This window comes from Pseudarthrobacter leeuwenhoeki, from assembly GCF_055412885.1.
Genome location: NZ_JBVAYY010000004.1, coordinates 176,542 through 191,039, shown reverse-complemented (window position 1 = coordinate 191,039; position 14,498 = coordinate 176,542). Strand labels below are relative to the sequence as shown.

General features: G+C 67.7%; 17 protein-coding genes. 4 read left to right on the top strand and 13 right to left on the bottom strand.

Going from position 1 to position 14,498, the window contains the following annotated elements:
• The first annotated feature begins 36 nt into the window (after positions 1–36).
• Positions 37–1,245: an MFS transporter gene (locus ACZYX4_RS05180; RefSeq protein ID WP_463874207.1), complete on the top strand. Its 1,209-nt coding sequence runs from the start codon at positions 37–39 to the stop codon at positions 1,243–1,245.
• A 76-nt stretch (positions 1,246–1,321) separates the two neighbouring features.
• On the opposite strand, the gene ACZYX4_RS05175 is transcribed toward ACZYX4_RS05180, so the two are convergent.
• Positions 1,322–2,242: a cation diffusion facilitator family transporter gene (locus tag ACZYX4_RS05175; RefSeq protein ID WP_463874205.1), complete on the bottom strand. Its 921-nt coding sequence runs from the start codon at positions 2,240–2,242 to the stop codon at positions 1,322–1,324.
• 270 nt (positions 2,243–2,512) lie between these two features.
• Between ACZYX4_RS05175 and ACZYX4_RS05170 the strand changes: the two genes are divergently transcribed.
• Positions 2,513–2,779, top strand: a complete 267-nt coding sequence (locus ACZYX4_RS05170; RefSeq protein ID WP_463874203.1) for a GlsB/YeaQ/YmgE family stress response membrane protein — start codon at positions 2,513–2,515, stop codon at positions 2,777–2,779.
• 95 nt (positions 2,780–2,874) lie between these two features.
• Here ACZYX4_RS05170 and ACZYX4_RS05165 read toward each other — a convergent pair whose 3' ends face one another.
• The 4 genes from ACZYX4_RS05165 to infC form a co-directional block, all read right to left on the bottom strand.
• Positions 2,875–3,789 (bottom strand): TrmH family RNA methyltransferase, encoded by a 915-nt coding sequence (locus ACZYX4_RS05165; RefSeq protein ID WP_463874201.1) that lies wholly within the window; start codon positions 3,787–3,789, stop codon positions 2,875–2,877.
• A gap of 65 nt (positions 3,790–3,854) precedes the next feature.
• Positions 3,855–4,340 (bottom strand): 50S ribosomal protein L20, encoded by a 486-nt coding sequence (rplT, locus tag ACZYX4_RS05160; protein WP_463874200.1) that lies wholly within the window; start codon positions 4,338–4,340, stop codon positions 3,855–3,857.
• Positions 4,341–4,459: 119 nt separating this feature from the next.
• On the bottom strand, positions 4,460–4,654 hold the full coding sequence (rpmI, locus tag ACZYX4_RS05155) for a 50S ribosomal protein L35 (protein WP_009358635.1): 195 nt from the start codon (positions 4,652–4,654) through the stop codon (positions 4,460–4,462).
• 115 nt (positions 4,655–4,769) lie between these two features.
• Positions 4,770–5,867, bottom strand: coding sequence for a translation initiation factor IF-3 (gene infC, locus ACZYX4_RS05150; RefSeq protein WP_463874198.1), 1,098 nt, complete (start codon positions 5,865–5,867; stop codon positions 4,770–4,772).
• 459 nt (positions 5,868–6,326) lie between these two features.
• Between infC and ACZYX4_RS05145 the strand changes: the two genes are divergently transcribed.
• The gene (locus ACZYX4_RS05145) at positions 6,327–6,713 is read left to right on the top strand and encodes a DUF1844 domain-containing protein (RefSeq protein ID WP_463874197.1); all 387 of its coding nucleotides are present in this window, start codon (positions 6,327–6,329) and stop codon (positions 6,711–6,713) included.
• Between the two features lie 183 nt (positions 6,714–6,896).
• On the opposite strand, the gene ACZYX4_RS05140 is transcribed toward ACZYX4_RS05145, so the two are convergent.
• From ACZYX4_RS05140 to ACZYX4_RS05105, 8 genes are all read right to left on the bottom strand, one after another.
• On the bottom strand, positions 6,897–8,219 hold the full coding sequence (locus tag ACZYX4_RS05140; RefSeq protein WP_463874195.1) for an MFS transporter: 1,323 nt from the start codon (positions 8,217–8,219) through the stop codon (positions 6,897–6,899).
• A 60-nt stretch (positions 8,220–8,279) separates the two neighbouring features.
• Complete coding sequence (locus tag ACZYX4_RS05135; RefSeq protein WP_463874194.1) at positions 8,280–9,179, bottom strand: SseB family protein; 900 nt, start codon at positions 9,177–9,179, stop codon at positions 8,280–8,282.
• 12 nt (positions 9,180–9,191) lie between these two features.
• Entirely contained in the window at positions 9,192–9,938 is a 747-nt protein-coding gene (priA, locus tag ACZYX4_RS05130; protein ID WP_463874192.1) for a bifunctional 1-(5-phosphoribosyl)-5-((5-phosphoribosylamino)methylideneamino)imidazole-4-carboxamide isomerase/phosphoribosylanthranilate isomerase PriA, read from the bottom strand.
• Positions 9,939–10,008: 70 nt separating this feature from the next.
• A complete protein-coding gene (locus tag ACZYX4_RS05125) occupies positions 10,009–10,167 on the bottom strand; it encodes a hypothetical protein (RefSeq protein ID WP_463874190.1) in 159 nt (52 codons plus the stop codon).
• Positions 10,168–10,962: an imidazole glycerol phosphate synthase subunit HisH gene (gene hisH, locus ACZYX4_RS05120; RefSeq protein ID WP_463874188.1), complete on the bottom strand. Its 795-nt coding sequence runs from the start codon at positions 10,960–10,962 to the stop codon at positions 10,168–10,170.
• Positions 10,959–11,585: an imidazoleglycerol-phosphate dehydratase HisB gene (gene hisB / locus ACZYX4_RS05115; RefSeq protein WP_463874187.1), complete on the bottom strand. Its 627-nt coding sequence runs from the start codon at positions 11,583–11,585 to the stop codon at positions 10,959–10,961. Before hisB ends, hisH begins: the two co-directional genes overlap by 4 nt.
• 65 nt (positions 11,586–11,650) lie before the next feature.
• Positions 11,651–12,769: a histidinol-phosphate transaminase gene (locus ACZYX4_RS05110; protein ID WP_463874185.1), complete on the bottom strand. Its 1,119-nt coding sequence runs from the start codon at positions 12,767–12,769 to the stop codon at positions 11,651–11,653.
• A gap of 56 nt (positions 12,770–12,825) precedes the next feature.
• Positions 12,826–13,371, bottom strand: coding sequence for a LysM peptidoglycan-binding domain-containing protein (locus ACZYX4_RS05105; RefSeq protein WP_463874183.1), 546 nt, complete (start codon positions 13,369–13,371; stop codon positions 12,826–12,828).
• Positions 13,372–13,712: 341 nt separating this feature from the next.
• On the opposite strand from ACZYX4_RS05105, the gene lexA reads away from it, so the two are divergent.
• On the top strand, positions 13,713–14,462 hold the full coding sequence (lexA, locus tag ACZYX4_RS05100) for a transcriptional repressor LexA (RefSeq protein ID WP_463874182.1): 750 nt from the start codon (positions 13,713–13,715) through the stop codon (positions 14,460–14,462).
• The last annotated feature ends 36 nt before the right edge of the window (positions 14,463–14,498 follow it).

Sequence of the window (14,498 nt, the reverse complement as noted above, 5' to 3'; positions counted from 1 at the left end):
TGGCTCCCGCTGGGAACGTTCCCGAAAAGCAGACGAATGACTACCACCACACAAGCCCCGCCGTCGCCCAGAACCGGCACCCGCCATGTTGCCCTTGCCATCGTTTCCCTTGCCATGGGCGGATTCGGCATCGGCACCACAGAGTTCACCATGATGGGCCTGCTCAAGGAAGTGGAGCAAGGTCTGGACATCAGCACCCCGGAGGCAGGCCACCTGATCTCGGCCTACGCCCTCGGCGTGGTGATCGGGGCCCCGCTGCTGGCCGCCGTCGGTGCGAAGATGCCGCGGAAGCACCTGGCCCTGGGACTCATGCTGTTCTTCAGCATCGCGAACCTGACCTCCTTCATCGCCCCCGACTACGGCACCATGCTGGTGTCGCGCTTCGCCGCCGGACTGCCCCACGGGGCCTTCTTCGGCGTTGCGGCCGTGATCGCGGCGTCCCTGGTCGCACCGACCAGGCGGGGCTGGGCCATTTCGATGGTCATGGCCGGACTGACCGTCTCCAACGTTATCGGCGTTCCTTTTGGCACCTGGCTCGGACAGACGTATGGCTGGCGGCTGCTGTTCCTGCTGGTGGGCGTTATCGGCATCATCACCCTGGTGATGCTTTGGAAGTTCCTGCCGTTCCAGAAGCCGCACGCCGATGCGAGCTTCCGGCGCGAACTGGGTGCCCTCAAACGGCTCCAGGTCTGGCTGGCGATCCTGATCGGCATCGTCGGTTTCGGCGGTTTCTTCGCCACTTACACCTACATCGCCCACACCATGACCTCCGTTGCGGGCATTCCCGCGGCCTGGCTCCCGATGGTCGTGGCCCTCTACGGGCTGGGCATGGTGGCCGGCAACATCGTCGGCGGCCGGATCGCGGACAGGTCCGTGATGGGAACGATCTACTGGGTGCTGCCGGGCATTGCCGTGGCGCTCGTGGTCTACGCCGTGGCCGTGCACTGGCCGTGGTCCGCCTACGTGATGGTTTTCGTCGTCGGTGCCGCCGGCGCCCTGCTGGTCCCGGCGCTGCAGACCCGGCTGCTGGATGCGTCCCCGGACGCCCCCTCCCTGGCCTCCTCGCTCAACCACGCGGCCCTGAACGTCGCCAACGCGTTGGGCGCCTTCCTCGGCGGCCTCGTCATCGCCTGGGGGTGGGGCTACGTCGCACCGGCCCTGGTCGGGGCCGTGCTGGCCGTTCTGGGCCTCGGCGTCGCGCTCATCAGCGGACTGGTGGAACGCAAGAGGCCGCTGGTCCGGTAGCCGCTGTGCGGCTACCGCCCAGCGGCCTGAAATCCAGCGGCCCCTGAAAACCGTGGTGGTGCAGAATTGGCGTCTGCTATGGGGTTCTGACGTGCTGAACGTCCGGTTCGAGGTAGATGACCCGTGCGATCGGCACCGCCTCGCGGATCCGGGACTCGGCGCCGTCGATCGCTGTGGCGATGTCCTGGCCCGTCTCTGAGCGGCCGATGCTGATCTTGGCTGCGACCAGCAGTTCCTCCGGGCCCAGGTGCAGGGTTTTGAGGTGGATGATCGAGGTGCCGTCGGACTCGATGGCCGCCCGGATCTTGGCGACGTCGTCCCTGGTGGCTGATTCGCCGAGCAACAGGGACTTGGTTTCCACGGCCAGCACGGCGGCGATGGCCACGAGCAGGAAGCCGATCATGGCCGTACCCAGGGCATCCCAGATGCCGTTGCCGGTGATCAGGGTCACGCTCACGCCGAAGAGCGCGAAGACCAGGCCGACCAGGGCGCCGAAGTCTTCGAGGAGAATGACCGGCAGCTCCGGCTGCTTGGCGCTGCGGATGAACTTCACCCAGCTCTGCTTGCCGCGGACGTGGTTGGATTCGATGATCGCGGTCCGGAACGAGAAGGACTCGGCGACGATGGCGCCGACGAGCACGGCGAGCGGGACCCACCAGAACGCACCTTCGATGGCGTGCGGGTGCTGGAGCTTGCCCCACGCTTCGTACAGGGCAAAGAGGCCGCCCACGCTGAACAGCACGATCGAGACGATGAAGGCGTAAATGTAACGCTCGCGTCCGTAACCGAAGGGATGCTCCGGGCTCGCCGCCCGCTTGGCGCGCTTGCCCCCGACGAGCAGCAGGATCTGGTTGCCGGAGTCAGCGAGCGAGTGGATCGCCTCGGCCAGCATGGATGAGGAAAACGTCAGGAAATACGCGACGAATTTCAGGACGGCGATGGTCAGGTTGGCAGCAAGCGCCGCAACAATCGCCTTGGTACCGCCATTTGCAGCCAAAAGAGCTTCTCCTTAGGGGTTCGACCGGGGGGGTGGACACCGGCCGTTGCCTGCGCCCACCTGAAATACCGTACCCGCTGTCGACCCGCCGGATCACCGCACCCGGCACCGCTCCGACGCGCCGGGCGGCCTGGACGACCCGCAACACCGCAGGCCACCGGGGGAGATAACGATTGGGTGTGATCCTGCTGACAAGCAAACACGCCTATGTTAGCTTGAAGCCATAATCGGGATTCACCATTTGGATGCCGACGATATGTAGGAGGAGTAATGGGCTTTCTTGGCTGGATCATTCTCGGACTCATAGTAGGTGCAATCGTCAAGGCAGTTATGCCTGGCAGGGTCGGCGGCGGCTGGGTGACCAGCCTCGTGCTCGGTGTTGTCGGTGCGGTTATCGGCGGATGGATCGGCGACCTGCTGTTCGGCGGCGGCAAAATGGAATTCTGGAATCTCGGTTCCTGGCTCCTGGCCATTGCCGGCGGCCTGCTGGTTGCCCTTGTCTACGGCGCCATCACAGGACGCAACAAGACCAGGTAACTGCACAGGTACGACGGCGGGGGCCCACCTTTCGGTGGACCCCCGCCGTACTTTTGTCCCTGGTGCCGGGCGCAAGCCGCGGACCAGCGCGCAGATCATCCGGGCGGGTTTGTTGCGCCGTCCTGCTGGGAGCGGGCGCTGGCGTAGAGGCAGACCGTCGCCGCGGTGCCGAGGTTGAGGCTCTCAGCAGCCCCGTAAACGGGCACGGCCACCCGGTGGTCCGCCAGGGCGAGTTCTTCCCCGGCAAGGCCCTGGGCCTCGTTGCCGAAGAGCCAGGCCGTCGGGTTCTCCAGCGCGTACCCGGACTCGAGGGGCGCTGCGCCCAGCCGGCGGGCGGCATTCTGGTCCTGCAGCCGGTCCAGGTTGAGTTCCCCGTTCCCGTCGGCGGCGAGGACCCCGATGCCGCGTTCTTTGCAGCGGGCCACGATCTCCTCGGCTTCGGCGCCGAGCACCACGGGCAGATGGAAGAGGGACCCCGCCGTCGACCGCACTGCCTTGGGGTTATAGATGTCCACACTGGACGCGGTCAGGATCACGGCGTCCGCGCCCGCCGCGTCGGCTGCCCTCAACACGGTGCCGGCGTTGCCGGGGTCCCGGACCTGGCACAGCACGGCGATCAGCCGGGGGCCGGCGTCGAGAACCTGCTCAAGGCTCACGTCCAGGAAACCGCAGACGGCGAGAATGCCCTGCGGGTTGACGGTGTCGGCCATCGCGGCCAGCACTTCGTCGGTGGCGAGGAAGGCGGTGGTGCCCTCCGCAAGTGTCTCCAGGTCCGGGTGCCGGTCGAGGCAGGACTCGCTCGCGTAGACCTCATAGACGATGCCGGGCTCCCCCGCGGCAATCCTCTTCCGGTGCAGGACCAGGGCCTCCCGGACGGCCTGCGGGCCCTCCGCCAGGAACTCGCTGCGCTTTAAACGGGCCGGGCGCCCGGCAAGTTGTGCCACCTTCCTGACCCGATCGGCTCGGGGGTTGGAGAGTGTCTCATCTTGCGGGCGCCCGGTTTCGTTCATATAAGAACCTTAGTAGCTTTTTCAGCCGGTTCTTGAACGACGTCGTTAGCGAACGACGACAGGTACTACTCTGCAGCCTTGTCGGCAACCTTCTTGGCAGCCGGCTTCTTGGCGGCGGCCTTCTTGGCAGCCGGCTTCTCGGCGGCCGGTGCAGCTTCAGCCTGAACGGCCTGAACAGCAGGAGCGGACGTGTCGGCGGGCAGCGAGTCCTTGGCGATCTTGACCAGCGCGGCGAACGCGTTGGCGTCGGAGACGGCCAGCTCGGCCAGCATACGGCGGTCAACCTCGATCTCAGCGGCCTTCAGGCCCTGGATCAGACGGTTGTAGGTCAGGCCGTTGGCGCGGGATGCAGCGTTGATGCGCTGGATCCACAGGCGACGGAAGTCGCCCTTCTTCTTCTTGCGGTCGCCGTAGCTGTACACAAACGAGTGCAGCAGCTGCTCTTTGGCCTTGCGGTACAGGCGTGAACGCTGTCCACGGTAGCCCTTAGCGCGCTCAAGGATAACCCGGCGCTTCTTGTGGGCGTTGACCGCCCTCTTCACACGTGCCACGTGCGTACTCCTTCGAAAATTCTGATCCCAAGCGTCTACTGCCGGAACAACCGGCTGGCCTGAGAAGCCTTATTGGTAGTTGACTGCTGCCAGGTGGCTGCAGTCAGAGAACTTGGAACTTAGATGCCGAGCATCTTCCGGATGACCTTGGCGTCGCCCTTGAAGACGATCTTGTCGCCGGCGAGGCGGCGGGTCAGCCTGGAGGACTTGTGCTCGAGGTAGTGGCGGCGGTTGGCCTGCTGGCGGCGCAGCTTGCCGCTGCCGGTCAGCTTGAAGCGCTTCTTAGCACCACTGTGGGTCTTCATCTTCGGCATGGGAACCGATCTCCTTACGTATCCGCAGACAGGGTCTGCAGTCTTTCGTGCAGCCGCCCCTGCGGGCGGCATGCTGGTTGCTTGCTGCCGGACGTTACTGCCCGGCAGCCCTGAACTAGGTGGTCTTCTTGGTGCCCGGCTTGGCGGCGGCCTTCGGGGCAGCCGGCCGTGCAGCGGGCTTCGGCGCCGCGGGACGCGGCACCGGCTTCGGTGCAGCAACCGGCTTCGGTGCTGCCGCCGGAGCGGCCTTGTCAGCCTCGGGAGCCTTCACGGCTTCCGGAGCCTTGGCGGCGGGCCCGGGCGCTGCGGGCGCCTTGGCTGCTGCCGGCCTGGCGGCGGCCCTGGGAACCTCAGCCTTCGGGGCCTCGCGCTTCGGAGCGGCCCTGGGAGCCTTGGGGGCCTCCTGCTTCGGCGCTTCCCGGACGGGAGCCTTCTCTGCCGGGGCTTCCTCGACCTTGGTCTCGGCGGCCGGGGCCTCCGCAACGTCAACCTTCCCGGCCTTTTCAGCCGGAGCCTCGACGGCGGGAGCGGCTTCCTCAGCCGGAGCCTCGGTTGCGGTTACCTCAGCCTTGGGTGCCTCGGTCCGGACCTGGTAGCCCTCCGGCAGCAGATCGGCGAGCGACTGCGTCAGGGGCGCCTCGGGGCCGGACGTCTCGACGCGGAAGTCACCCGACGCCTTGGCCTCGTTTTCGGCCTTGGCATCCGCACGCTGCGATGCGCGGCGGGCCTCCGCCTTGGCTTCGGCCTTGTTCTTCAGGGGGCCGACCACCATGACCATGTTGCGGCCATCGATCCGCGGGCTGGACTCCACGACGCCAACTTCGGCGACGTCGTCCGCGAAGCGCTGGAGCAGGCGGATGCCCATCTCGGGGCGCTGCTGCTCACGGCCGCGGAACTGGATCATGGCCTTGACCTTGTCACCGGCGCCGAGGAAGCGGAGCGCATGGCCGCGCTTCGTCTCGTAGTCGTGGGTGTCGATCTTCAGGCGGAAGCGGATTTCCTTCAGGACCGTGTTGGTCTGGTTCTTCCGGGCTTCGCGCGCCTTGACTGCGGCTTCGTACTTGTACTTGCCGAAGTCCATCAGCTTGCACACCGGAGGCTTGGCCTGCGGTGCAACTTCAACGAGATCAAGATCGGACTCGGCAGCCAAACGCAGGGCATCCTCAATTCGGACAACGCCTACTTGCTCGCCTGCAGGGCCGACCAGCCGCACCTCGGGGACGCGGATACGCTCATTGATTCTTGGCTCGCTAATGTTAAGGCTCCTGTGTTCGTGAAGGGTCTTCCACCGGCAAAAAGAGAAGGCCCCCAATTGCCGGAGCAATCGAAGGCCTCGAAGATCGGAACTGCCTGCCTCGTGTGAGGCGGCATGCATTCCGCCAGGGCTGACGCCCGGGACGAATGCCCGACCAGGTACCCGGCAACCTGGCTTCTTGCGAAGCTTCCCGAAGGAGAGCGGTTGACGCGGGTGGGAGAGAACTCCGCTTGCAAACTGAAAGTCGATTCTACAGAAGAAATCCCGTCCGGCGCACCTGCATGACGGGCATGTCGGTTGCGGACGGGCTTCGGCTGCCATGCCGCTGCAGGATTACTGGAAGTCAGTGGAAACTGAAACACAGTAGAACTGGAGCGAAATAACGACAATCAGTCGGTCTGTGACAAGCTTACCAGCATGAGCACTTCAGACAGTAATTCACACGTTTACGAGCCAGCCAGCGCCGAGGGCGACGTCTCACAGCAGATCCGCGACATCTCCGAGGTGCCCGCAATCGAGGTCATCACCACCGCCGCCGTCCACCTGATGAGCGCCGCCGCCGTGAAGCTTGGCCTCGCAGCCGAGGAGAACGCCGAGGAGCTCAAGGACCTGGACGAGGCCCGCAAGCTGATCACGGCCCTCGCCGGCCTGGTCACCGCAGCCGCTCCGGAGATTGGCTCTCAGCACGCCGGACCGTTGCGCGACGGGCTGCGGTCCCTGCAGCTGGCCTTCCGCGAGGAATCCATCATCCCGGACGCGCCGGGCAAGGGCCCGGGCGAGAAGTACACCGGCCCGGTCAACTAGGCACCGTTCAACTGAGCACAGAGCTCATCTAAGTACAGAGCATTCCAGCGGCAACGCGGCGGCGGGCGGACCACATCGGTCCGCCCGCCGCTGTCGTTTGAGGCCCGTCGTTTGGGGCCTGTACGTGCGGGGCCCAGGTGTCACGCCGGTGCTTATGCCCGCGCCGGTGCGGAGCCGGCCGCCTCAGGCTGCGGCGAGGCGCCGCCGGCGGCGGTGCTGCAGCACCAGCCCCAGCAGGCACAGCGCGACGCCGCCCACCCCCACGGCCACGAACCCGGCCGAGGGACCAACGCCGTCGATGAACACGCCGGCGAGCGGCGCGCCGAGCGCGACGCCGCCGGTGAGCGCCGAACCGTACCAGCCCATGGCCTCGCCGCGGCGGCGCTCGTCGACGAGTTCGGCGACCTTCTCCGAGGCTGCCGACAGCACCGGGGCGCACAGCAGCCCCGGCAAAAGCGCGAGCAGGCTGAGAGTCCAGGTATCCCGGGCGAAAGCCATCGGAATGCTCAGCGCGGACATTCCCAGCAGCAGCAGGATCGGCGAGATGGGCCGGTGCATGGCGCCGTAGATGACGCCGCCGACCACCGAGGCCCCGCACCAGAAGAGGAAGACCAGACCGATCTCGGCCTGGTGGCCGCCGGTTTCGAGAGCCGCAACGATCCCGACGTCGGTGCCGCTGAGGACCATGCCGGCCCCGGCGGCGACCGCGAAGACGGCGGCCACCGCGGGGGTGAACCAGAGGAAATTGTGGATGACTTTATGCCGCAGCCCGGCCCGCTCCAGCCGCCTGTCCCCGGCGGCGGCCAGTGGGGCGAACTCCGCGGCAGCCTCCTGCAGATGGGCCGGGGCAGCGGCGACAACGGCTACCTCGGCGGCTTCCTGCTGGCTTGCCTCGAACGCGGCGCCGGACTGGGCGTCGGACTCGGCGCTGCGGGTCGGCGGGTTGAACCACATCAGGAAGAGCCCGGACACCGACGTGGCGACCCCGACAATGGTCAGCCCGAGCACCGAGAGTCCGGCGGTCGCCACGAGGGCCCCCGCCGCGGGGCCGATCATAAAGACCAGTTCGGTGGAAATGGCGTCCAGGGCAAACGCAGTGCGCCGCTGCTCCCCCGTGGCCAGGACGCCGAGGGACTGGCGGACAACGCTGAAGATCGGCAGGGTCAGCAGGCCGCCGACAAAGACCAGCGGCAGGAGCAGCTCGTAGGAGACGTGCGGCACCACCGACCAGATGACAGCCTCTGAAATGACCGAGGGAATGAGGGCCCGCCGCAGCCCGACGGTATCAACGCGCCGGCCGCGCCAGGGTGCGCCGACGGCAATGCCGATGGTCATCACGGCAGCCGCCGCCCCGGCCGCGGCGTAGCCCTGCCCGAGGGTGAGGACGATGTGCAGGGTCAGCAGGACCCCGGCCGCGGAGTGCGGTATGCGGGCAACCATCCCGACCAGCAGGAGCCGCCTGATCGGCCGGACGGCGAGCAGCTCCCGGTAGAGAGCGAAGTTCACGGACTACCTCCTTCTGATACTGCCCCCGGCAGCACCAGGATCTCCCCCGCTGGCCGTCAGCTACTGTGCTGCGCGCTGCAATTTGACTTCGATCGAGTCAACCCGCTCAGCAAATACTTCATTCCGCGCCCAGGCACTGTTGAGGCCGGACACGATGGACTGGACGCCGGCGGCGTCGAGCCCGTCTTCAAGGTAGAGCATGACACGCAGTTCCGGGCCGGAGCCCCCGCCCGGGAGCGTCGTCCCGTCGGCCGCACGCGAGGCAACTCCGCCGCCTGGATGAATTTCAACACGGCGGACCGCGGGAAAGCCAACCGCGGCCTCGCCGAGGCTCCGGGCGAGCTCGGGGTCAGCGTACGACGGCGTCCAGTCCCGCTGCCGGGCAAGGGCCCACACGGCGGGCCGGCGCACCACGAAGGTCACCGCGGAGCCCGGGTCCAGCACGAGCAGTTCGGCGTTCTCGGCGACCGCGGAGAGTGCCGCGCGGGCAGCGTAAACGGCGACCGGGCGGGCCTGCGGGTGCCAGGCCTGCAGCGAAGCGGCCGAGGTGAACACGGGCATCGCCGTCCGCCCGTCCGGGGCCTTGAGCGTCACGAGGGCCATGTCCGCCTGTTTGTCGGCGTGCAGGCCGCCGGCACCGTCGCCTTCGTCGGCGAGGGTGGCCAGGATCGGCACAAAGACCCGCGCCGTCGCCAGGGCGGCCACCACCGCGGCCTCGTCGCCGTCGCCGGCAGCGAGGGCCGCCAGCGCCGCGAGGTAGCCGGGGTCCGCCGCGCCGTCGTCGTCCTCGAAATTGTGGATCCTGGCGCTGTCGCCGGACAGGCTGCGCCCGGCCCAGGGCTGGCCCGCCGAGTCCGTCGCTCCGCCCGCGCCGGCCAGGGCAGCCGCGATGTGCCCGGGCAGCGGCCGTGACGGGGCGGGAAGGTCAGCTGCGGGCTCGCCCGCGGGCCGGTGCTCCATGCTGGCGGTCCGCTAGCGCCGGCCGGCGACGTCGAGGGCCTCGGGCAGCGTGAAGTTGCCGTTGTAGAGGGCCTTGCCGACGATGGCGCCCTCGACCCCGAGCGGCACGAGGGAGCGCAGGACCAAGAGGTCCTCCAGGCTCGAGATCCCCCCGGAGGCGACCACCGGTTTGCCGGTTTTCTCCACCATCTGGCGCAGCAGTTCGACGTTGGGACCCTGGAGGGTGCCGTCCTTGGTGACGTCGGTGACGACGTAGCGGGCACAGCCTGCCTCCTCGAGGCGTCCGAGGACGTCCCAGAGGTCACCGCCCTCCTTGGTCCATCCGCGGCCGGCCAGTGTGGTGCCCCGGACGTCCAGCCCGACGGCGATCCTGTCGCCGAAGCGCTCGATCACCCGGGCCGTCCACTCCGGGTTTTCCAGGGCCGCGGTGCCGAGGTTCACGCGGGCGACGCCGAGCTCGAGGGCCTTCTCGAGCGACTCGTCGTCGCGCAGGCCGCCGGAGAGTTCCACCTTGATGTCGAGCCGGCCGACCACTTCGCGGAGCAGTTCGGCGTTGGAGCCCCGGCCGAAGGCGGCGTCGAGGTCGACGAGGTGGACCCATTCCGCCCCCTGCTGCTGCCAGTTCAGCGCGGCTTCCAGGGGGGTGCCGTAGCTTGTTTCGCTGCCGGCCTCGCCCTGGACGAGGCGGACCGCCTGGCCGTTGACGACGTCGACGGCGGGCAGCAGCTCCAGCACAGGCAGCGGGGTTTCGGGGGTCATCGTGGATCCTCAGCTTTACAGGGTCGGCAGGTGGTCGGGGGCGCAGCCGGGCGTCAGGCGGCGGGAAGCGTCAGGAAGTGGAAAGCGTCAGGAGGTAGGCGGCGAGCAGCGCCATCCCGGCCAGGACGTAGAACACGACCTGGACCCAGCGGGGGCTCTTCTGCTGGCGGAAGGACAGCGCTCCGCCGACCAGCAGGCCGGCGAGCCCCATCAGCACGATGGACCACATCTAGGCGGTCCCGGCTTCCGGGGCGGCGGGAGTGCCGGCGGCGGCTGCAGTGTCTTCTGAACTTTGGGCTGCCGCTGTCCCGGAACGGTCCCGCAGGCCCTCCACCCAGTTGCGCAGCAGGCGCGCGCCGGCGTCGCCGGACTTCTCGGGGTGGAACTGCGTGGCGCACAGCGGGCCGTTTTCGACGGCCGCGATGAACGGGGCACCGTGCTCCGACCAGGTGACCAGCGGCGCCGTCATCCGGGGCTGGATGACGTCGAAGTCCCACTGCTGGACCCCGTAGGAGTGCACGAAGTAGAAACGCTCCTCCTCGACACCGGCGAACAGCCTGGACCCCGCCGGGACGGACACGGTGTTCCAGCCCATGTGCGGGACAACGTCGGCGGGAAGGAGCTCGACCTTTCCGGGCCACTCCCCCATGCCTTCGGCTTCGGTGCCGTGCTCGACGCCGGCCTCGAAGAGGACCTGGAGGCCCACGCAGATGGCCAGCACGGGGCGGCCTCCGGCGACGCGGCGGCCGATCATGCGGATGGCGTCGACGGCTTTGAGCTCGCGCATCACCGTTTCGAACGCTCCGACGCCGGGGACCACGAGGCCATCGGCGTTGAGCACATCCTCCGGCCTGGAGCTGAGGATCACCTCGGCACCGGCGCGTTCGAGGGCGCGCACGGCGGAACGGACGTTGCCGGAGCCGTAGTCGAGGACCGTAACGGTGGGCTTGCCGGCGGCCGACGCCGGCTTCCTGCCGGCGTCGGGGTTGATGATGGCGCCGTCTTTCAGGACCTTGCCGGTCACAGCGCACCCTTGGTTGACGGGATGCCCTTGACGCGGGGATCCGGCTCGACGGCGGCGCGAAGGGCGCGGGCGAAGGCCTTGAACTGGGCCTCGACAATGTGGTGCGGGTCCCGTCCGGCGGTGACGTTCATGTGCAGGCAGATTCCGGCGTGCAGGGTGATCGCCTCGAAGACGTGGCGGGTCAGGGAACCGGTGAAGTGTCCGCCGATCAGGTGGTATTCCTGGCCGGCAGGCTCGCCGCCGTGCACGAGGTACGGGCGGCCGGAGACGTCGACGACGGCCTGCGCGAGGGCCTCGTCGAGGGGAACCGTGGCTTCCCCGAAGCGGCGGATACCGGCCTTGTTGCCGAGCGCGGTGCGCAGGACCTCGCCGAAGGTGATGGCCACATCCTCGACCGTGTGGTGGACATCAATGTGCGTATCGCCGGTGGCCTTGATCGTCATGTCGATCAGGGAGTGCTTGCTCAGCGCCGTCAGCATGTGGTCGTAGAACGGGACCGAGGTGCTGATGTCCGAGACGCCCGTGCCGTCCAGGTTAATCTCGACCAGCACGGATGATTCGCTGGTGGTCCGTTCCATGCGTGCGGTCCGGCCCTCGCCAGCTGTTGATCCGGTGTTGCTCATTGTGGGTGTCCTTTGGATGACGACGGTGCCCGGCGATCAGGCAGGGTGGATGTCCTGTGTTAAGTCTAGGCGGGCTGCACGGCCCGGCCGGCCAGGATCCGTTCGAGGGCTTCGAGGAACGCTGTGGTTTCCGTCTCAGTTCCGGCGGTGACGCGCAGGTGCCCGGGAATGCCAACGTCGCGGATCAGCACACCGGCATCGAGCAGGCCCTGCCAGACCTCGTGGGAATTATCCAGGCCGCCGAAGAAGACGTAGTTCGAGTCGGAGGGCGCCGGCTTGAGGCCCATGCGCTGCAGCTCGGACACGATCCTGTCGCGCTGGCGCTTGATGTCCTCAACGTCGGCCATCAGCGCGACCCGGTGCTGCAGGGCGGCCAGGGCTGTCGCCTGGGTGATGGCCGAGAGGTGGTACGGGAGCCGGACCAGGCGCAGGGCGTCCGTCACCTCGGGTGCTGCCGCCATGTAGCCAATCCGGGCGCCGGCGAGGGCGAAGGCCTTGCTCATGGTGCGCGAGACGATCAGCCGTTCCCGGCCCGGCAGCAGCGCGAGGGCGCTGGGCGTGCCGTCGTGGGCGAACTCGTGGTACGCCTCGTCGACGATCACGATGGTCTGGCTGGCTTCACCGGCCTCGTAGACGGCCTCCACGACGTCCAGGCCCAGCCCGGTGCCGGTGGGGTTGTTCGGGGAGCACAGGAAGACGATGTTCGGCGCAAGTTCGCGGACCTGGCGGGCGGCCGATGCGGCACTGAGTCCATAGTCGTCGGCACGGACCCCGACGATGTACCCGGTGTCCGTGCCGGAGGCCAGCAGCGGGTACATGGAGTAGGTGGGAGGGAAGCCGAGGGCCGTGCGCCCCGGGCCGCCGAAGGCCTGAAGGATCTGCTGGAGGACCTCGTTGGAGCCGTTTGCGGCCCAGATGTTCTCAGCACCCAGTCCGTGCCCAAGGTATTCCGCGAGTGCTTCGCGCAGTTCCGTGAATTCGCGGTCCGGATAGCGGTTCAGGCCGGCCGCGGCAATCGTGACGGCCTCGGAGATGGCGGCGCGCACGTCGGCCGGGACACCATGGGTGTTCTCATTGACGTTGAGCAGGATGGGGACGTCCAGCTGCGGCGCGCCGTACGGCGTCAGGCCGCGCAGGTTGGTCCGGAGGGGAAGTCGGTTCAGTCGCTCTAGCTGGTCAGTCACTTCACCAGTTTAAGTGAGATTGCGGCAGGCCCTGAAACTGTGACGGGTCCGACGCGCTACTTGGACGGGAGAAAGAGCGCCTGGCCGGGCACGACACGGGCAGCTTCGAGGTTGTTCAGCTGGATGATATCGGTGACGACGTCGCGGGGGTCGCGCTCCGGTGCCACGGCTTCGGCGATGGCCCAGAGGGACTCGCCGGGCTGCACCGTAACGGTCACGGCGGGGGTCAGCGACAGCCCGGCAGCGGACTCCGCCGCCTTGGCCGGGGCGTTGAGGAAGCCGCTGAAGGAGAGCAGGAGCGCGGCCAGCAGGATCAGCGGCACCCCGATGAAGACAAAACGCCCCCGCCGGGTGAGCCGCAGCGGCGCCTGCCTGACCCGTTGCCCGAGCCCTGAAGCACCGTTCCCGCCAGCCGGGCTGCGCCGGCCAAGGGAGCCCTGCCGGCCAAGGGAGCCCCGCCGGCCAAGGGAGCCCTGCCGGCTAACGTGGCCCTGCTTCCTGAGGAAGCCCCGCTGGCCGGCGGGCGCACCGCCGTCGGGCCGGCGGCAGTCGCCGAATGCGCCGCGGCCGAAAGTGTCGTGAAACGCGCTTGATGCTGACATGAACTGAGCCCTCCTGGACCATACTGTGCCGCCCGGCGTACTCCACGTACCTGCCGCCAACCGGCCTAACCTTCGAACAAAGAACCGAACGTCATGCTGTGTCCGAACAGTGCCCGACTAGAACACATATTCGAATTATGCTTGTTCTGTTTTAGCACTTACTGACGAACATTGTCGAGACTCGCTAGAACAAATGTTTGAAAAAGCCCTGTGGCTGGCCTACGTTTGAGTCAAAGAACAACCACTTCTGCAGTTGATCAGCAGGGTCTGACATTTCAGGCCGGAAGTTCCCGGCAGCCGCAGCCACGGCGGCCGGGCGGAACGGAAAGGCGTTGGCGAACATGGCAGCACAAGCCACTGGCGGCAGGGCCACCCAGCGGGGCCCGCAGGCAGCCCGGCCACCCAAGAGCCTCACCGTCCGGCAAAAGAAGATCCTGGAAACCATTCAGCGCTCGGTCACGGACAACGGCTATCCGCCGTCCATGCGCGAGATCGGTGACACCGTTGGCCTGGCCAGCCTCTCCAGCGTCACCCACCAGCTCTCACAGCTGGAGAAGCTGGGCTACCTGCGGCGCGACCCCAAGCGTCCCCGCGCCATGGAGGTGCTGATGCCGCTGACCCTCGACGAGGCAAGCACGAAGGCCCCTGGGGCCGGGAAGCCCGGCGGCCTGCGCACTGTCGGCGGATTGTCCGTGTCCGAACTGGCCAGCGCCACCGACACCGCCATGGTGCCGCTGGTGGGCCGCATCGCCGCCGGCGGGCCGATCCTGGCCGACCAGGTCGTCGAGGACGTGATGCCGCTGCCCCGCCAGCTCGTGGGCCACGGCGAGCTCTTTATGCTCAAGGTCTCGGGGGACTCGATGATCGACGCCGCCATCTGCGACGGTGACTGGGTGGTGGTGCGCCAGCAGGGCGACGCTATCAACGGTGACATCGTCGCCGCACTGCTGGACGACGAGGCGACGGTCAAGACGTTCCGCCAGCGCGACGGCCACACCTGGCTGCTGCCGCAGAACACCCAGTACGAGCCCATCCTCGGCGACCACGCGGTCATCATGGGCAAAGTCGTCTCGGTGCTGCGCTCCCTCTAGAGCCGGTCAGGCGGCACGTCACCAGCTGCGAACAGG